Source organism: Micromonospora sp. SD12 (assembly GCF_052068495.1).
GTDB lineage: Bacteria > Actinomycetota > Actinomycetes > Mycobacteriales > Micromonosporaceae > Micromonospora > Micromonospora echinofusca.
Window position 1 is genome coordinate 110,713 of sequence record NZ_JBQHDF010000001.1, and the last position, 13,341, is coordinate 124,053.

Below are 13,341 nucleotides of genomic sequence, written 5' to 3' on the forward strand. Positions count from 1 at the left end.
CAGGCCATACGTATCGCGTACAACCTACAAGGTAAAAGCAAGATCACAATCGCTGGCCGGCGGCGGTGCGCCCACTGCCGCCGGAGGCGCTAACATCCCGTTCCGGAGTCGACACGATACGGAGGCGGTCGATGTCCCGGTCCCCCGCGCGCCAGCTTCTCGCCGCCCTCGCGACGGCGTTGCTGACGGCCGTCCCGGCCACCGCCGCGCCCGCCGGACGACCGGCCGGACCCGCCCCCGGCCCGGTGCCGGCCGGTCGTTCCGCGCCCGCGCCGACCGCCGCGCGCGCGGCCCCCGGCTGCGCCTCCCCCCTCGCCCCGGTCCGGCCGGTGTCCGCGCGTCCCTGGCCCCAGCAGCGGTACGCCCCGGAGCGCCTGGCGGCGCTCGCCACGGGCGCCGGGGTGACGGTCGCGGTGGTCGACTCGGGCGTGGACCGACGGCACCCGCAGCTGACGGGCCGCGTGCTCGACGGCACGGACCTGCTCGACGCCGGCGGCGACGGCAGCCGGGACTGCGCCGGTCACGGCACCGGTGTGGCGAGCATCATCGCCGCCGCCCCCCGCGACGGGGTGGCGTTCCGCGGCCTGGCCCCGGGCGCCCGGATCCTGCCCGTACGGGTCAGCGAGCAGCAGGTGGTCGAGGGGCGGGAGTCGGGGCGCACGGTCAGCGCCGGAGACTTCGCCCGCGCCATCCGCTGGGCGGTGGACCACGACGCCGACGTGCTCAACCTCTCCGTCGTCCTGTACGTGGACGACCCGGCGGTGCGCGCCGCGATCGGCTACGCGGTCGACCGGGACGTGGTCGTGGTGGCCGCCGCCGGCAACCTGCACGACGCCGGCGATCCCCGGCCCTACCCGGCCGCGTACGACGGGGTGCTCGGGGTGGGCGCGATCGGGGCGGACGGGTCGCGCGCCCCGTTCTCCCAGACCGGCGCGTACGTCGACCTGGTCGCCCCGGGCAGCGACGTGCTGATGGCCGCCCCCGGTCAGGGCCACCACCGGGCCGAGGGCACCAGCTACGCGGCGCCCTTCGTGGCGGCCACCGCCGCGCTGCTGCGCGAGTACCGGCCGGAGCTGACCGCGGCGCAGGTGGCGCAGCGGATCGCGGCGACCGTCGATCCGGCCCCGGGCGACGGTCGGGGCGGCGGGTACGGCGCGGGGGTGCTGAACCCGTACCGGGCGGTCACGGAGACCGGGGGCGGGGTGCCGGAGCGGGTACGTCAGGTCACGGCACTGGCGGACGACCGGACCGAGCCGGCGGTGCTGGCGCAGCGGGCCCGGCGGGCGGCGGCCCGGGACCGGGCGTTGCTGGTGGCGGGGGTCAGCGGAGCGGTGGTGGCCCTGGCGGCGCTGCTGGCGCTGGTCGTACCGCACGGGGCGCGCCGCCGCTGGCGGCCGGCCGGACCGGCCTGACCGGACCGGGCGGTCGAGCCACGGCCAGGTCGCCGGTGCGGTGGGTGGTTGCGCCGCCCCCGACGGCCGATGGTGGCGCCGACCGGCTCACGGTCGACGCCACCACCGGGCGGGGCTCACTGGAACAGGCCGACGTTCTTCTTCTCCGTGTCGAGGTAGTCGGTGGCGGAGTCGTTCACCGCGAGCCTGATGTCGCGCAGCATGGCCTGGAGGTCCTGCGAGGCGGAGCGCCAGCGGGCCTGGCGCTGCTCGTAGGCCTGGCGGGCCTCGCCGGACCAGCTCGCCACGAGCGGGGCGGCGTCCCGTTCGAGCTGTCCGAGTTGCGAGTCGAGCGCGTTCAGCGCCTTCTGGATGTCCGCGCCCGCCTGTTGCAGGGCGGCGAAGTTGACGACGAGTACGCCGTGGTCCATCGGATGTCTCCTCCCCCGAGACCGGGTCAGAGCGGCAGCTGGATGCCGCCGCGGTTGGTGGTGGACACGCGGCTGGCGGCCTCGGCGTCCGAGACGTCGTAGTGCTGGCCGGCCGTGCGGATGGCGCCGGCGGTCTCGCGCAGCGCCCGTTGCAGCGCCGCCTGGTCCTGTGCCCACTGCTGCTTGACCTGCTCGAACGAGCGCCCGCCAGCACCGCGCCAGGCCTGCTGCAACACCTCCAACTCGGCCATCAGGCTGCTCAGCATGGACTGCAGGGACTGGTCGACCTGCTCGAACTTCGCGGCGGTCTGCTGCATCACCGCTGCTTCCGCCTGGGTCTGGGACACCTGGGACGTCACCTCGTCTCGTGGGTCGTGGCTGGCCGCCGGCGCGCCCGCCGATTGGGCCGCCGCTCGCGCCGCCCGGGCGTCGAGCGCGGCGGGCGCGGGGTCAGCAAACTCGTCGCTGACGGTAGCGGTCCGGTCGCGGTTCTGCTACCCCGTGGGCCTCCCCTGTGGACGACCGCGGCCCCCATCCCGTCGGGCGCTCCGCTTACGATGGGCGGCGTCGATGTCGCGGCGAGTGACCGGTCGAGGAGGCGCGGTGACGGTGACGACCGACGCGGGCCCGCACCGGCCGGCCCCGGGCCCCGGTCCCGGCCCGGCCGCCCCGGCCCTCGTGCCGGCAGCGCTCGGCCCGGCTGGACCGACCGCCCCGGCTGGACCGCCGCCCGGCCCGGGTGCGGTGGCGGGCGCCCCGACCTCCCGCGTCGCCCCGCCGGCAGCGTGGATCCCGGCCGGCGGTCGCGGTGGCGCGGGTGTCCGGGCCGGTCAGGTCGTCGCCACGCAGGTGGCGGTGGCTGCCGTGGTGGCGGCCGCCGGTCGCGGGGTGCTGGCGACGATGGCGGCCGTGGGGGTGGCCGCGCTGCTGCTGCCAATGGCGTGGGTGCGGCTGCGGGGGCGGTGGCTCTTCGAGTGGCTGACCACCGGGCTCGGCTACGCCACGCGTCGGCGCGCCCTGCCGCCGGCCGCCGGCCCGACGGCCCTGCTGGACCTGGTCGACCCGGGTGCGGTCGTCCGCCCCGCCGAGCTGGCCGGCGCGTCGGCCGCCGTGCTGGACGACGCCGCCGGCATGGTGGCCGTGCTGGAGGTCGGCGACCCGGCCGACCTGCTCGGCGACGCTCCCCGCGCGCTGCCCGTTCCGGCGTCGCTGCTGCCGGCCGCCGCGCCGGACGGTCCCCCGGTCCGGCTCCAGCTCCTGCTGACGGGCTCGCCGGCGCCGACGGTCGGCGCGGGTGGTGGCGCGGTCGCCACCTCGTACCGGCAGCTCACCGACGGGCGGCTCGCGGGCCGGGAGCGGGCCGTGCTCGCCGTGCGGGTGCTGCGCGCCGAGGGCTGGACGGCGGAGGAGCTGCGGCGGGCGCTCTCCGGGACGGTGCGCCGGATCGCCCGCCGGATCGGGCCCGTGACCGCCCGCCCGCTGGGCGGGCACGCCACGCTGCGGGTGCTGGCGGAGCTGGCCCACCACGACGACCACCCCGCGCAGGAGTCCTGGCAGGCGGTCCGGGCCGGCGACCTGCTCCAGACCACGTTCCGGCTGCGCCGCTGGCCCGACGCGCGTACCGACGCCGGTCGGCGGCTGGTGTCCCGGCTGCTCGCGCTGCCCGCGACGGCGACCACCGTCTCGCTCGGCGTGGGGCCGTGGGCCGGCGCCGACCCCGCGTCGGCGCCGACCGAGCTGGCCGTACGACTGGCCGCCGCCACCCCGGCGGAGCTCTCGACCGCGGCGCAGGCGCTGCGCCGGCTGGTGGCCGAGGTGGGCGGCGAGGTGCACCGGCTCGACGGCGCGCAGCTCGACGGGCTGGCCGGCACGCTGCCGCTCGCGGCGGCGGGCGCGGCGGGTCCGGGTCCGGCGCCCGACGGCCTGGAGCTGACCCTCGGCGCGGCGGGGCTGATGGTCGGCACCAACCGGCACGGCGGCGCGGTGACCGTCCGGCTGTTCCGGCCGGAGACCACCCGGGTGATGCTGGTCGGCGGGGTGCGCGCGGCGCAGCTGGTGGCGGTGCGGGCCATGGCGCTCGGCGCCCGGGTGGTGGTGCAGACCGCCCGCCCGCGCGGGTGGGAGCCGTTCGTCCGGGGCGTCGGCACCCCCGGCACGATGATCCCGGTGGTGCCGCCCGGCCGTCCCGTGGGCGAGCCGGGTTCGCCGCTGCGTCCGCTGCTGGTGGTGGTCGACGCCGGTGCCACACCCGCCGAGACGGAGCCGGGTTCGGCGTGGCGGACGACGTTGCTCGTACGCGACGAGCTGACCCCCGCCGACGCCGACGCGCTGGGCCGCGCCGACCTGGCCCTGTTGCAACCGCTCGACGCGGCCGAGGCCGCCGTGGCGGGCGGCGCGCTGGGGCTCGGCGCCTCGGCGGAGTGGCTGACCCGGATCCGCGACGACATGGTGGCGGTGGTCAACCGACGGGCGTTGCGCTGGGCGCTGCTCTCCCCCACCCCGATCGAGTCGCAGCTGATCGGCCGCCCCTCCCGTCGCTGAGCGGACGATCTCGCGGCTTCCGCACGTTGTCCGTCCGTGGCACGATCCCCGCCATGGGTTTCCTCAAAGGTCTGCTGATCCGGCTGGGCAGCACGGCGCTGGCCTTCTGGCTGGCCACGCTGCTCATCCCGGGCATCACGTTGGATTCGGCGTCCGCCGGCGAGGCGGTCGTCACGCTGGTGCTCGTCGCGGTGATCTTCGGCGTGGTCAACGCGGTGCTCCAGCCGATCATCAAGACGGTCGGCTGCGGCTTCTACCTGCTGACCCTCGGGCTGATCGCGCTGGTGGTCAACGGGCTGCTGTTCCTGCTCACGAGCTGGATCGCCGACCAGGCCGGGCTGCCCTTCCACGTCGACGGCTTCTGGCCGGAGGCGGTGCTCGGCGCGCTGTTCGTCGGCATCGTGACCTGGATCCTCGGCGCCGTCCTCGACCGCGACTGACGGGGCCGACCAGCGGCGGGCCGCGAACCAGGTGGGCGGGCCGCGACCAGAGGGCGGGAATTGGCCGCTGTCCGAGGCGGGTGGCCGGGTTAGCGTCGCGGCATGTTCACCCTGACCCGCGCCGACGGCTACCTGCTCAGCACCGACCCGGACCGGATCGACCTGGGCCTCGTGCACCACTGGCTCTCCACGGACGCGTACTGGGCGATCGGGCGGGACCGGGAGACGGTGGCCCGGGCGTTCGCCGGGTCGGTGCCGTTCGGCGTCTACCGCGCCGGTGACGGCCGGCAGGTCGCGGTCGCCCGGGTGGTCACCGACGGGGCCACCTTCGGCTGGCTCTGCGACGTCTACGTCGATCCCGGCGAGCGCGGCCGGGGGCTGGGCACGTGGCTGGCCGGCGCGGTCCGCGACCACCTCGCCGCCCTGGGCGTACGCCGGATCCTGCTGGCCACCGCCGACGCCCACGCGGTGTACGCGAAGGTCGGGTTCGCCCCGATGACCGATCCGCACCGCTGGATGCAGCTCGACCAGCGGGAGCAGCCCGTGAGCCGGGTCACCGGCAAGGATCCGGACGGCCGGTCGCCCCTTACGGTGGACGCGTGACGCCACTCCGCCTCGGCTACCTCTACGGCTTCGTCGCGTACCTGCTCTGGGGGTTCTTCCCGCTCTACCTGCGGCTGCTGCGCCCGACGGGGTCGATCGAGATCCTGGCCCACCGCATCGTCTGGTCGGTGGTCTTCGTCGCCCTGCTGCTGGGTGCGCTGCGCAACGTCGGCTTCCTGCGGGCGCTGCTACGCCGGCCCCGGGCGCTGGCCGGCATCGGCGTCGCCGCCGCGCTGATCGCGGTGAACTGGGGCACCTACATCTACGGCGTGAACTCCGACCGGGTCGTGGAGACCGCCCTCGGCTACTTCATCAACCCGCTGGTGGTGGTGCTGCTGGGCGTCACCGTGCTGCGCGAGCGGCTGCGCCCCACGCAGTGGGTGGCCCTCGGCATCGGCGGCCTCGCCGTGGCCGTGCTGACCGTCGACTACGGCCGGCTGCCCTACCTGGCGCTGGTCCTGGCGTTCAGCTTCGCCGGATACGGCCTGGCCAAGAAGCAGCTCGGGCTGCCGGCCGCGGAGGGGCTCTTCGTCGAGTCGGCGGTGCTGGCGCTGCCCGCGCTGGCGTACCTGGGGTGGCTCACCGCCGCCGGCGACGGCACCTTCGGGCAGGTGTCGGTCGGGCACACCCTGCTGCTGGTGTCGGCCGGGGCGGCGACCGCGATCCCGCTGCTGCTCTTCGCCGGGGCGGCGAACCGGCTCCCGCTCACCGGTCTCGGCATGATCCAGTACCTCGCCCCGATCCTCCAGCTCGGCTGCGGGGTGCTGATCTTCCACGAGCCGATGCCGCCGGCCCGCCTCGCCGGCTTCGCCCTGGTCTGGGCCGCGCTCATCGTCTTCACCGTCGACGCCGTGCGCCACTCCCGCCGTACCCGCGCCGCCGCCCTCGCCGCCCGCCGGGCCGAGGCCGTCGCCGCGACCCGCTGACCGACGCGCGGCGCGGTCAGCGGACGTCGTAGGCGAGGACGGGGGTGCCGTCGGCGCGCAGCAGTTCCAGGCGGACCAGCTCCGCGTCGGTGAACCGGGTGGCGCCGGTGATCCGCAGGTCGTCGCCGGGGGCGGCGAGCCAGGACCCGATCTGCTCCGTCGCGCCGCCCGGGCCGTGCGCCACCAGCCGGAAGGCGTACGCCTTGGCGTAGCCGGCCTTCGCGTCGTACCCGCAGCGCATCCGCACCTCGGTGCCCCATTCGGTGCCGTTGAGGGCGATCTCGGCGTGCACCGGCACCGTGCCGGCGACCGGTTGCATGGCGACCATCCGCACCTCGACCGGGGTCGGAGCGGTTGCCTCCCGGGGCAGCAGGACGGCGGTGCCGACGCCGACGAGCAGGGCCGCCACGGCCGCCGCGAGCGTGGTGAGGGCGTACCGGCGGCGGGTGGCCGAGCGGTCGCGGCGACGGCGCTCCCGCGCGGCGGCGAGCAGTTCGGGCACCCGGGGGTTCTCCGGCGGCGGCAGGAACTGCTCCAGGCCGGCCGGGTCGAGGCGGCCGAGCAGGCCGGGCAGGACGGCGATCTCGGCGACCGCCTGGCGGCAGGCGGCGCAGCCGGCGAGGTGCCGCTCGTAGGCCACCCGTTCGGCGGGAGCCAGCGCACCCAGCACGTACGCGCCGTCGTCGTGCGCGAACTCGCACCGGGTCATTCCGTCACCCCCATCTCGGCCAGGACCAACCGTAGTGAGCGCAGGGCGTAGTGGGTCCGGGACTTGACCGTGCCGGCCGGTACGCCCAGCCGGGAGGCCGCCTCCGCCACCGACCGCCCCTGGTAGAAGCACTCGACCAGCACCTCCCGGTGGGTGGGGCTGAGCCGGTTCAGCGCCTCGGCGACGGTCCACGCCTCCACCGCGCGTTCCGCCTCGTCCACGGCCTGGACGGGCTCGGGCAGCTCGTCGGTGAAGACCTCGCCGACCCGGGCGGAGCGGCGCCGCCAGGCGTCGATGGCCAGGTTGCGGGCGGTGGTGAAGAGCCAGGACCGGACCGAGCCGCGCGTCGGGTCGAGCGACTCCGGGTGCCGCCAGGCCCGCAGCAGCGTCTCCTGCACCAGGTCCTCGGCCCGCTGCCGGTCCCCGTTGACCAGCCGCAGGGCGTGCGCGTACAGCGCCTCCGCGTGCTCGTCGTGCAGCGCGCGGAGCAGTTGGGCGTCGTCGTCGCTGATGGCGGTCTCCTCGCTGTCGGCGCGAGTCCGGCGGTGGCGTTCGCCCGGGAATACGTGCCGCCGCCCGGATCGGTTCAGCCGCAGGTCACCGTGGGATTCCCGGCCGAGGTGTTCACGCCCGGTTCACGCCGCCGCCGACGGTCGCTCACCGCGCCCTCCTAGCGTCCGGCGGGTACGCACGCCAGCGGCTGGTCCGGCGTGCACCGACCCCCATCAGGAGGCTCCTTCCATGAGCGACCGTCCCCGGCTGCTCCCGTTGCTGGGCGCCACCCGCCACGGCAGCCGCGACGCCATGACCTGTCTCTACCGGTGCGGCAACGCGTGCGACCACCCGGTGCCCAACACCTCCGACAACGCGTACTTCGGGGACGTGGTGAACGCGGAGGTCTCCCGGCGCGGCCTGGTCCGGGGCGGCGCGGTCGGCGCGCTGGTCCTCGGCTTCGGCGGCGCGGTGGCCGGTGCCACCCCCGCCGCTGCCGCCCCCGCCGCCCCCGTGGTCCCCGAGGCGGCCGGCTTCGCCCGCCCGGCCGGCGGCGTCGGCAACGGCGCGCTGACCTTCAAGGCGGTCCCGCCGAACACCCTGGACAGTCTCGTCGTGCCCAACGGGTACGACCACGCGGTCGTCATGCGCTGGGGTGACCCGGTCGTGCCGGGCGCCCCCGAGTTCGACCTGCACGCCCAGACCGCCGCCGCCCAGGCCCGGCAGTTCGGCTACAACAACGACTTCGTCGGGGTGCTGCCGCTGGACGGGCGCCGGCGCGCGCTGCTCGTGGTCAACCACGAGTACACCAACGAGGACCTGATGTTCCCCGGTTTCACGAGCCAGGACGCGCTGAGCGTCGAGCAGCTCCGGATCGCCATGGCCGCGCACGGCATGTCCGTGGTGGAGCTGGAGCGGGTTGACGGCACCGGGCAGTGGCGGCCGGTCACCAAGGGCCGGCGGCCGTACAACCGGCGGGTCACGGCGCTGGCCACGAAGTTCGAGCTGACCGGGCCGGCCGCCGGTTCGGCGCACCTGCGGACGGCCGCCGACCCGAAGGGCCGTACGGTCGTCGGCACGCTGAACAACTGTGCCGGCGGGGTGACCCCGTGGGGCACCGTGCTCTCCGGCGAGGAGAACTTCAACCAGTACTTCGTCGGCGGCGACGCGGTGGCCGAGGAGGTCAAGCCGAAGCTGGCCCGGTACGGCATCACCACCACCACCCGTTACCCGAGCGGCAGCCGCAAGTGGGAGCGCGCCGACGAGCGGTTCGACCTGGCGAAGCACCCGAACGAGGCCAACCGGCACGGCTGGATCGTGGAGATCGACCCGTACGACCCGGAGAGCCGCCCGCGCAAGCACACCGCGCTGGGCCGGTTCAAGCACGAGGGCGCGAACGTCATCGTGGCGAGGAGCGGGCACGTGGTCGCGTACATGGGCGACGACGAGCGCTTCGACTACCTGTACAAGTTCGTCTCCGACAAGAAGTTCATGAAGGGCAACTCCTGGGTCGCCCGCCGGCACAACCTGACCCTGCTGGAGTCGGGCACCCTCTACGTCGCCAAGCTCGACGAGACCAGCGCCGGCGAGATCGACGGCTCCGGCCGGCTCCCGTCCGACGGCGCGTTCAACGGCCGGGGCCGGTGGATCAGGCTGGTCAGCGGCAACCGCTCGTACGTCGACGGGATGACGGCCGCCGACGTGCTCACCTTCACCCGACTGGCCGGCGACAAGGTCGGGGCGACCAAGATGGACCGCCCGGAGGACGTCGAGCCCAGCCTGCTCACCGGCAAGGTGTACGTGGCGCTGACCAACAACACCGACCGGGGCAAGGCCGGCAAGCCGGCCGCCGACGAGGCCAACCCGCGCAACCTCAACAAGCACGGCCAGGTGCTGGAGCTGGTCGAGGACCGGGGCGACAACGCGGGCGAGACCTTCGCCTGGTCGCTGCCCATCGTCGCCGGTGACCCGGCGGACCCGTCGACCTTCTTCGCCGGGTACGACAAGACGAAGGTCTCCCCGATCTCCTGCCCGGACAACGTGGCGTTCGACGCCACCGGGAACCTCTGGATCTCGACGGACGGCAACGCGCTGGGCAGCAACGACGGCCTCTTCGCCACGGCCGTCGAGGGGCCGGAACGGGGTCACCTGAAGCAGTTCCTCACCGTGCCGGTGGGCGCGGAGGCGTGCGGCCCGTTCATCACCGGGGACAACCGCTCGGTCTTCGTGGCGGTGCAGCACCCGGGCGAGCTGAGCGGGGCGTCGGTCGAGAACCCGGCCTCGAACTGGCCGGACGGCGACTTCGCCAAGCCGGGCGTGGTGGTGGCCTGGCGCCTGGACGGCGGCCCGATCGGCAGCTGACCCCTCCTCGGGCGGTCCGGCGCTGGACCGCCACCGGGGGCCCTCTCCCAGCCGGGGAGAGGGCCCTTGGCCGTCGCGGCCCGACGCGACCGGCGCCGGGGCCACAGCGGGACACGCAAGCGTGCCCCGGGGCCGCCGGAGCAGCCCGGCCGGGGGCGGGCGGGCTCAGCTGTCGGCGACCAGGTTGTCGGCGATCGTCCGGGCGGCGGTGAGCAGCTTCGCCCGCACGACCCGGGCGGAGGTCATCATCTCGCCGGCCGGCAGCGCGCAGGCCAGCACCACCCGGCGTTCCATGTCCTTGTCGGGGCTGACCAGCACCGCCGCGCAGGCCACCCCCTGCCGGAACTGCCCCAGCTCCAGCTGCATGCCCCGCCGGTCCCCGGCGGCCAGGTCGACCTCGAACGCCTCGGCGGTCGTCAGGGTCGCGGAGGTGAACGGGCGCATGCCGTAGTCGCGCAGGTAGCGGAAGCGTTGCTCGGCGGTCAGGGTGGCGAGCAGGGCCTTGCCGAGGGCGGTCGCGTGCGCCCCCTCGTCGAAGCCGGGCACCAGGTCCTCCAGGTACGGCGAGCGCGGGCCCTCGGCCACGGCCGTGACCGCCACCTGGCCGCCGACGAAGCGGCCGAGGTAGTGGCTGTAGCCGGTGTCCACGGCGGCCCGGCGCAGGCTCTCCCCGACCGACGGCGGCCCCCGGAACGCCGTCACCAGCTCGCGGTAGCGGTCGGCCACCTCCAGACCCACGATGTACGTGCCGTCCTCGCGCCGGATCACGTAGCCCTCGTAGGCGAGGGTGCGGACCAGGTGATAGGTGGTCGCCACGGTCAGCTCGCAGCGCCGGGCGATCTGCTTGACGGTGAGCCCCTTCGGGGCGCGACCGACCGATTCGAGCACTCGTAGCGCGCGGGACACGCTCCGGATGAGGTCCGAAGGTTCCGCCAAGGGGTCGCGCACAACCACCTCCGCCGCCGGGGACTTACACCATATGAAAAACAGGCGCGGTGCGAAATGCCTGTTCGGGTGGAGGATGCCAGATCGTCGTGAACGGCACGTGCCCCGACAGGCACGTTCCGTGACGTAATCGCTGCTCGCGTAGGTTTGCCGGACCATGACCGACACCGCGTTGCAGCCACCCCCGGGCCTCGCGCCGCCCCGGCCCGCCCGGGCGGTGACCGGGGCCGTCGCGGTCACCATCGCCTGCGTCCTGCCGGTCTTCCTGCTCGGCGGCCTCGCGGTGCAGATGGGCGAGGACCTCGGATTCTCTCCGGCCGGCCTGGGCCTGGCCGTGTCGGTCTACTTCGGTGTGGGCGCGCTGGCCTCCGTGCCCTCCGGCGTCCTCGCCGAGCGGTACGGGTCGACCGTGGTGGCCCGTGCCGGCATCCTGCTCTCCGCCGCCTGCCTGCTGGCCGTGGCGGGGCTCGCCCGCTCGTACGCCGTCCTGCTCGGGCTGCTCGCGCTCGCCGGCACCGCCAACGCCCTCGGCCAGCTCGCCAGCAACGCCACCCTCGCCCGGCACGTGCCGCCCCGCCGGCAGGGCCTGTCGTTCGGGGTGAAGCAGGCCGCCATCCCCGTCGCCACCCTGCTGGCCGGGGCGGCGGTGCCGACCGTGGCGCTGACGGCCGGCTGGCGCTGGGCGTTCGTGGCGGCCGCCGGCACGGCCCTGGCCGCGCTGCCGACCGTACCCGCGCGGGAGCCCCGCCCGGCGCGGACGGCCGCCCCCGCCCGCGCCGGCCGCGCCACCGCGGCCCTGGTGGTCGTGGGGGCCGCCGGGACCTTCGCCGCCGCCGCCGCGAACGCGCTCGGCACCTTCGTCGTCGACTCCGCCGCCGGCCGGGGGCTGTCCCCCGGGCTGGCCGGGCTGACGCTCACCCTGGGCAGCGCGGTCTGCGTAGCGGCCCGGATCACGGTCGGCTGGCTCGCGGACCGCCGCGCCACCGGGCACGTCGCCCTCATCGCCGGCATGCTCGTGGTCGGCGCGGCCGGGCTGGGCCTGCTGGCCGTGGCCGGGCCCGTGCCGCTGGTGGCCGGCGTGCTGCTCGGCTTCGGCCTGGGCTGGGCGTGGCCGGGCCTGATGACCTTCGCGGTGGTCCGGCTGCACCCGCGGGCCCCGGCCGCCGCCACCTCGGTCACCCAGACCGGGGTGTACGCGGGCGGCTGCCTCGGCCCGCTCGGCCTGGGTGCCGTGGCCGCCCACGCCGGCTATCCGACGATGTGGCTCGTGGCCGCCGCCTCGATGCTGCTGGCCGCCGCCCTGATGCTCACCGGCAGCCGGATGCTCGCCCGCCGCTAGCGGGCGGGTCGGGCCGAACTACCCACGACCACGCGCACCCGGACGCCGGTCTGCCCCGCTCGACCGGCGCGTCAGCTGGTGCGGTCGGCGATGTAGTCGCAGAGCGATTCGAGGGCGCGGCGGGCCGGGCCCTGCGGGAGCGGCGAGAGCTGCTCCCGGGCCTCCTCGGCGTAGCTGCGGACCGTCTCCCGGGCCCGCTTCAGCGCCGGGCTCTCACGCAGCAGGCCGAGCGCCTCGGCGTGCAGGGCGTCGTCGGTCAGCGGGCCCGTCGCCAGGATCTCCCGCAGCCGCACGGACGCGGCGTCGGCGTCGTCCGAGCCGAGCGCGTAGAGCACCGGCAGGGTCGGCACGCCCTCGCGCAGGTCGGTGCCGGGCGTCTTGCCCGACTCCACCGACTCGGAGGCGATGTCGAGCAGGTCGTCGGAGAGCTGGAAGGCCACGCCGATCGTCTCGCCGTAGCCGGCCAGCGCCTCGGTGTGCTCGGGGGCGGCGCCGCCGAACATGCCGCCGAAGCGGGCCGAGGTGGCGATCAGCGAGCCGGTCTTGCCGGCGATCACGTCGAGGTAGTGGGCCACCGGGTCGTCGCCGGGGCGGGGGCCGACGGTCTCGGCGATCTGGCCGTGCACCAGCCGGGCGAAGGTGCGCGCCTGGAGGCGTACGGCCTCGATGCCCAGGTCGGCGGCGATGTCGGCGGCGCGGGCGAAGAGGTAGTCGCCGACGAGGATGGCGACCGAGTTGGTCCACCGGGAGTTGGCACTCGGCGCCCCCCGGCGCACGTCGGCCTCGTCCATCACGTCGTCGTGGTAGAGCGTCGCCAGGTGGGTGAGCTCCATCACCACGGCGGCCGGCACGACCTGCGCGTTGGTCGGGTCGCCGAACTGCGCGCCCAGCGCGACCAGCAGCGGCCGGAACCGCTTGCCGCCGGCCTCCACGAGGTGCCGGGCGGCCTCCGTCACGAACGGGTCGGCGCTGGCCACGCTCGCGCGCAGCTCCGTCTCGACGCCCTCCAGCAGGCCCAGCACGGACGCCTCGACGCGGGGGTCGGCGAGATAGAGGCCGAGCGCGCCGAACTGACTCGTGCTCACCCTGGTCCGACGGCCGCCGGACCCGGGGGCACCTGAACGTTCGCCAGCCGGATTCACCACGCCATCAACCATGCCACA

The 13,341-nt window shown here is 75.5% G+C and carries 14 protein-coding genes; 8 read left to right on the plus strand and 6 right to left on the minus strand.

From position 1 onward, the window contains the following. The first annotated feature begins 131 nt into the window (after positions 1-131). A complete protein-coding gene (gene mycP / locus ACTMS2_RS00520) occupies positions 132-1,412 on the plus strand; it encodes a type VII secretion-associated serine protease mycosin (protein ID WP_441173527.1) in 1,281 nt (426 codons plus the stop codon). A 116-nt stretch (positions 1,413-1,528) separates the two neighbouring features. On the opposite strand, the gene ACTMS2_RS00525 is transcribed toward mycP, so the two are convergent. Both ACTMS2_RS00525 and ACTMS2_RS00530 read right to left on the minus strand, forming a co-directional pair. Next, complete coding sequence (locus tag ACTMS2_RS00525; RefSeq protein ID WP_441173528.1) at positions 1,529-1,822, minus strand: WXG100 family type VII secretion target; 294 nt, start codon at positions 1,820-1,822, stop codon at positions 1,529-1,531. A gap of 26 nt (positions 1,823-1,848) precedes the next feature. Next, on the minus strand, positions 1,849-2,169 hold the full coding sequence (locus ACTMS2_RS00530; RefSeq protein WP_089003743.1) for a WXG100 family type VII secretion target: 321 nt from the start codon (positions 2,167-2,169) through the stop codon (positions 1,849-1,851). Between the two features lie 397 nt (positions 2,170-2,566). Here ACTMS2_RS00530 and eccE point away from each other — a divergent pair, with 397 nt between their 5' ends. From eccE to rarD, 4 genes are all read left to right on the plus strand, one after another. Further along, positions 2,567-4,363: a type VII secretion protein EccE gene (eccE, locus tag ACTMS2_RS00535; RefSeq protein ID WP_441174065.1), complete on the plus strand. Its 1,797-nt coding sequence runs from the start codon at positions 2,567-2,569 to the stop codon at positions 4,361-4,363. A 53-nt stretch (positions 4,364-4,416) separates the two neighbouring features. Further along, positions 4,417-4,803: a phage holin family protein gene (locus ACTMS2_RS00540; protein WP_132232082.1), complete on the plus strand. Its 387-nt coding sequence runs from the start codon at positions 4,417-4,419 to the stop codon at positions 4,801-4,803. A 102-nt stretch (positions 4,804-4,905) separates the two neighbouring features. Further along, entirely contained in the window at positions 4,906-5,406 is a 501-nt protein-coding gene (locus tag ACTMS2_RS00545) for a GNAT family N-acetyltransferase (protein WP_441173529.1), read from the plus strand. Next, positions 5,403-6,332, plus strand: coding sequence for an EamA family transporter RarD (gene rarD / locus ACTMS2_RS00550; protein WP_441173530.1), 930 nt, complete (start codon positions 5,403-5,405; stop codon positions 6,330-6,332). The genes ACTMS2_RS00545 and rarD overlap by 4 nt, the downstream gene beginning before the upstream one ends. Positions 6,333-6,348: 16 nt before the next feature. On the opposite strand, the gene ACTMS2_RS00555 is transcribed toward rarD, so the two are convergent. Further along, positions 6,349-7,041, minus strand: coding sequence for an anti-sigma factor family protein (locus ACTMS2_RS00555; protein WP_089002416.1), 693 nt, complete (start codon positions 7,039-7,041; stop codon positions 6,349-6,351). Then, a complete protein-coding gene (locus tag ACTMS2_RS00560) occupies positions 7,038-7,532 on the minus strand; it encodes a sigma-70 family RNA polymerase sigma factor (protein WP_231926244.1) in 495 nt (164 codons plus the stop codon). Before ACTMS2_RS00560 ends, ACTMS2_RS00555 begins: the two co-directional genes overlap by 4 nt. Between ACTMS2_RS00560 and ACTMS2_RS00565 the strand changes: the two genes are divergently transcribed. Further along, positions 7,506-7,715: a hypothetical protein gene (locus ACTMS2_RS00565; protein WP_441173531.1), complete on the plus strand. Its 210-nt coding sequence runs from the start codon at positions 7,506-7,508 to the stop codon at positions 7,713-7,715. The two genes, ACTMS2_RS00560 and ACTMS2_RS00565, sit on opposite strands and share 27 nt — an antisense overlap. Positions 7,716-7,782: 67 nt before the next feature. Beyond that, complete coding sequence (locus tag ACTMS2_RS00570; protein WP_441173532.1) at positions 7,783-9,894, plus strand: PhoX family protein; 2,112 nt, start codon at positions 7,783-7,785, stop codon at positions 9,892-9,894. A gap of 165 nt (positions 9,895-10,059) precedes the next feature. On the opposite strand, the gene ACTMS2_RS00575 is transcribed toward ACTMS2_RS00570, so the two are convergent. Next, positions 10,060-10,842: an IclR family transcriptional regulator gene (locus tag ACTMS2_RS00575; RefSeq protein WP_089002419.1), complete on the minus strand. Its 783-nt coding sequence runs from the start codon at positions 10,840-10,842 to the stop codon at positions 10,060-10,062. A 154-nt stretch (positions 10,843-10,996) separates the two neighbouring features. On the opposite strand from ACTMS2_RS00575, the gene ACTMS2_RS00580 reads away from it, so the two are divergent. After that, positions 10,997-12,178, plus strand: a complete 1,182-nt coding sequence (locus ACTMS2_RS00580; protein ID WP_441173534.1) for an MFS transporter — start codon at positions 10,997-10,999, stop codon at positions 12,176-12,178. Positions 12,179-12,249: 71 nt separating this feature from the next. Here the strand turns inward: ACTMS2_RS00580 and ACTMS2_RS00585 are convergent, their stop codons facing one another. Then, positions 12,250-13,335, minus strand: coding sequence for a polyprenyl synthetase family protein (locus ACTMS2_RS00585; RefSeq protein WP_441173535.1), 1,086 nt, complete (start codon positions 13,333-13,335; stop codon positions 12,250-12,252). Between the last annotated feature and the right edge of the window lie 6 nt (positions 13,336-13,341).

Coding starts and splice junctions, on each gene's coding strand:
- mycP (WP_441173527.1), top strand. CDS start 132: ATGTCCCGGTCCCCCGCGCGCCAGCTTCTCGCCGCCCTCGCGACGGCG.
- ACTMS2_RS00525 (WP_441173528.1), bottom strand. CDS start 1,822: ATGGACCACGGCGTACTCGTCGTCAACTTCGCCGCCCTGCAACAGGCG.
- ACTMS2_RS00540 (WP_132232082.1), top strand. CDS start 4,417: ATGGGTTTCCTCAAAGGTCTGCTGATCCGGCTGGGCAGCACGGCGCTG.
- ACTMS2_RS00545 (WP_441173529.1), top strand. CDS start 4,906: ATGTTCACCCTGACCCGCGCCGACGGCTACCTGCTCAGCACCGACCCG.
- ACTMS2_RS00555 (WP_089002416.1), bottom strand. CDS start 7,041: ATGACCCGGTGCGAGTTCGCGCACGACGACGGCGCGTACGTGCTGGGT.
- ACTMS2_RS00570 (WP_441173532.1), top strand. CDS start 7,783: ATGAGCGACCGTCCCCGGCTGCTCCCGTTGCTGGGCGCCACCCGCCAC.
- ACTMS2_RS00580 (WP_441173534.1), top strand. CDS start 10,997: ATGACCGACACCGCGTTGCAGCCACCCCCGGGCCTCGCGCCGCCCCGG.
- ACTMS2_RS00585 (WP_441173535.1), bottom strand. CDS start 13,335: ATGGTTGATGGCGTGGTGAATCCGGCTGGCGAACGTTCAGGTGCCCCC.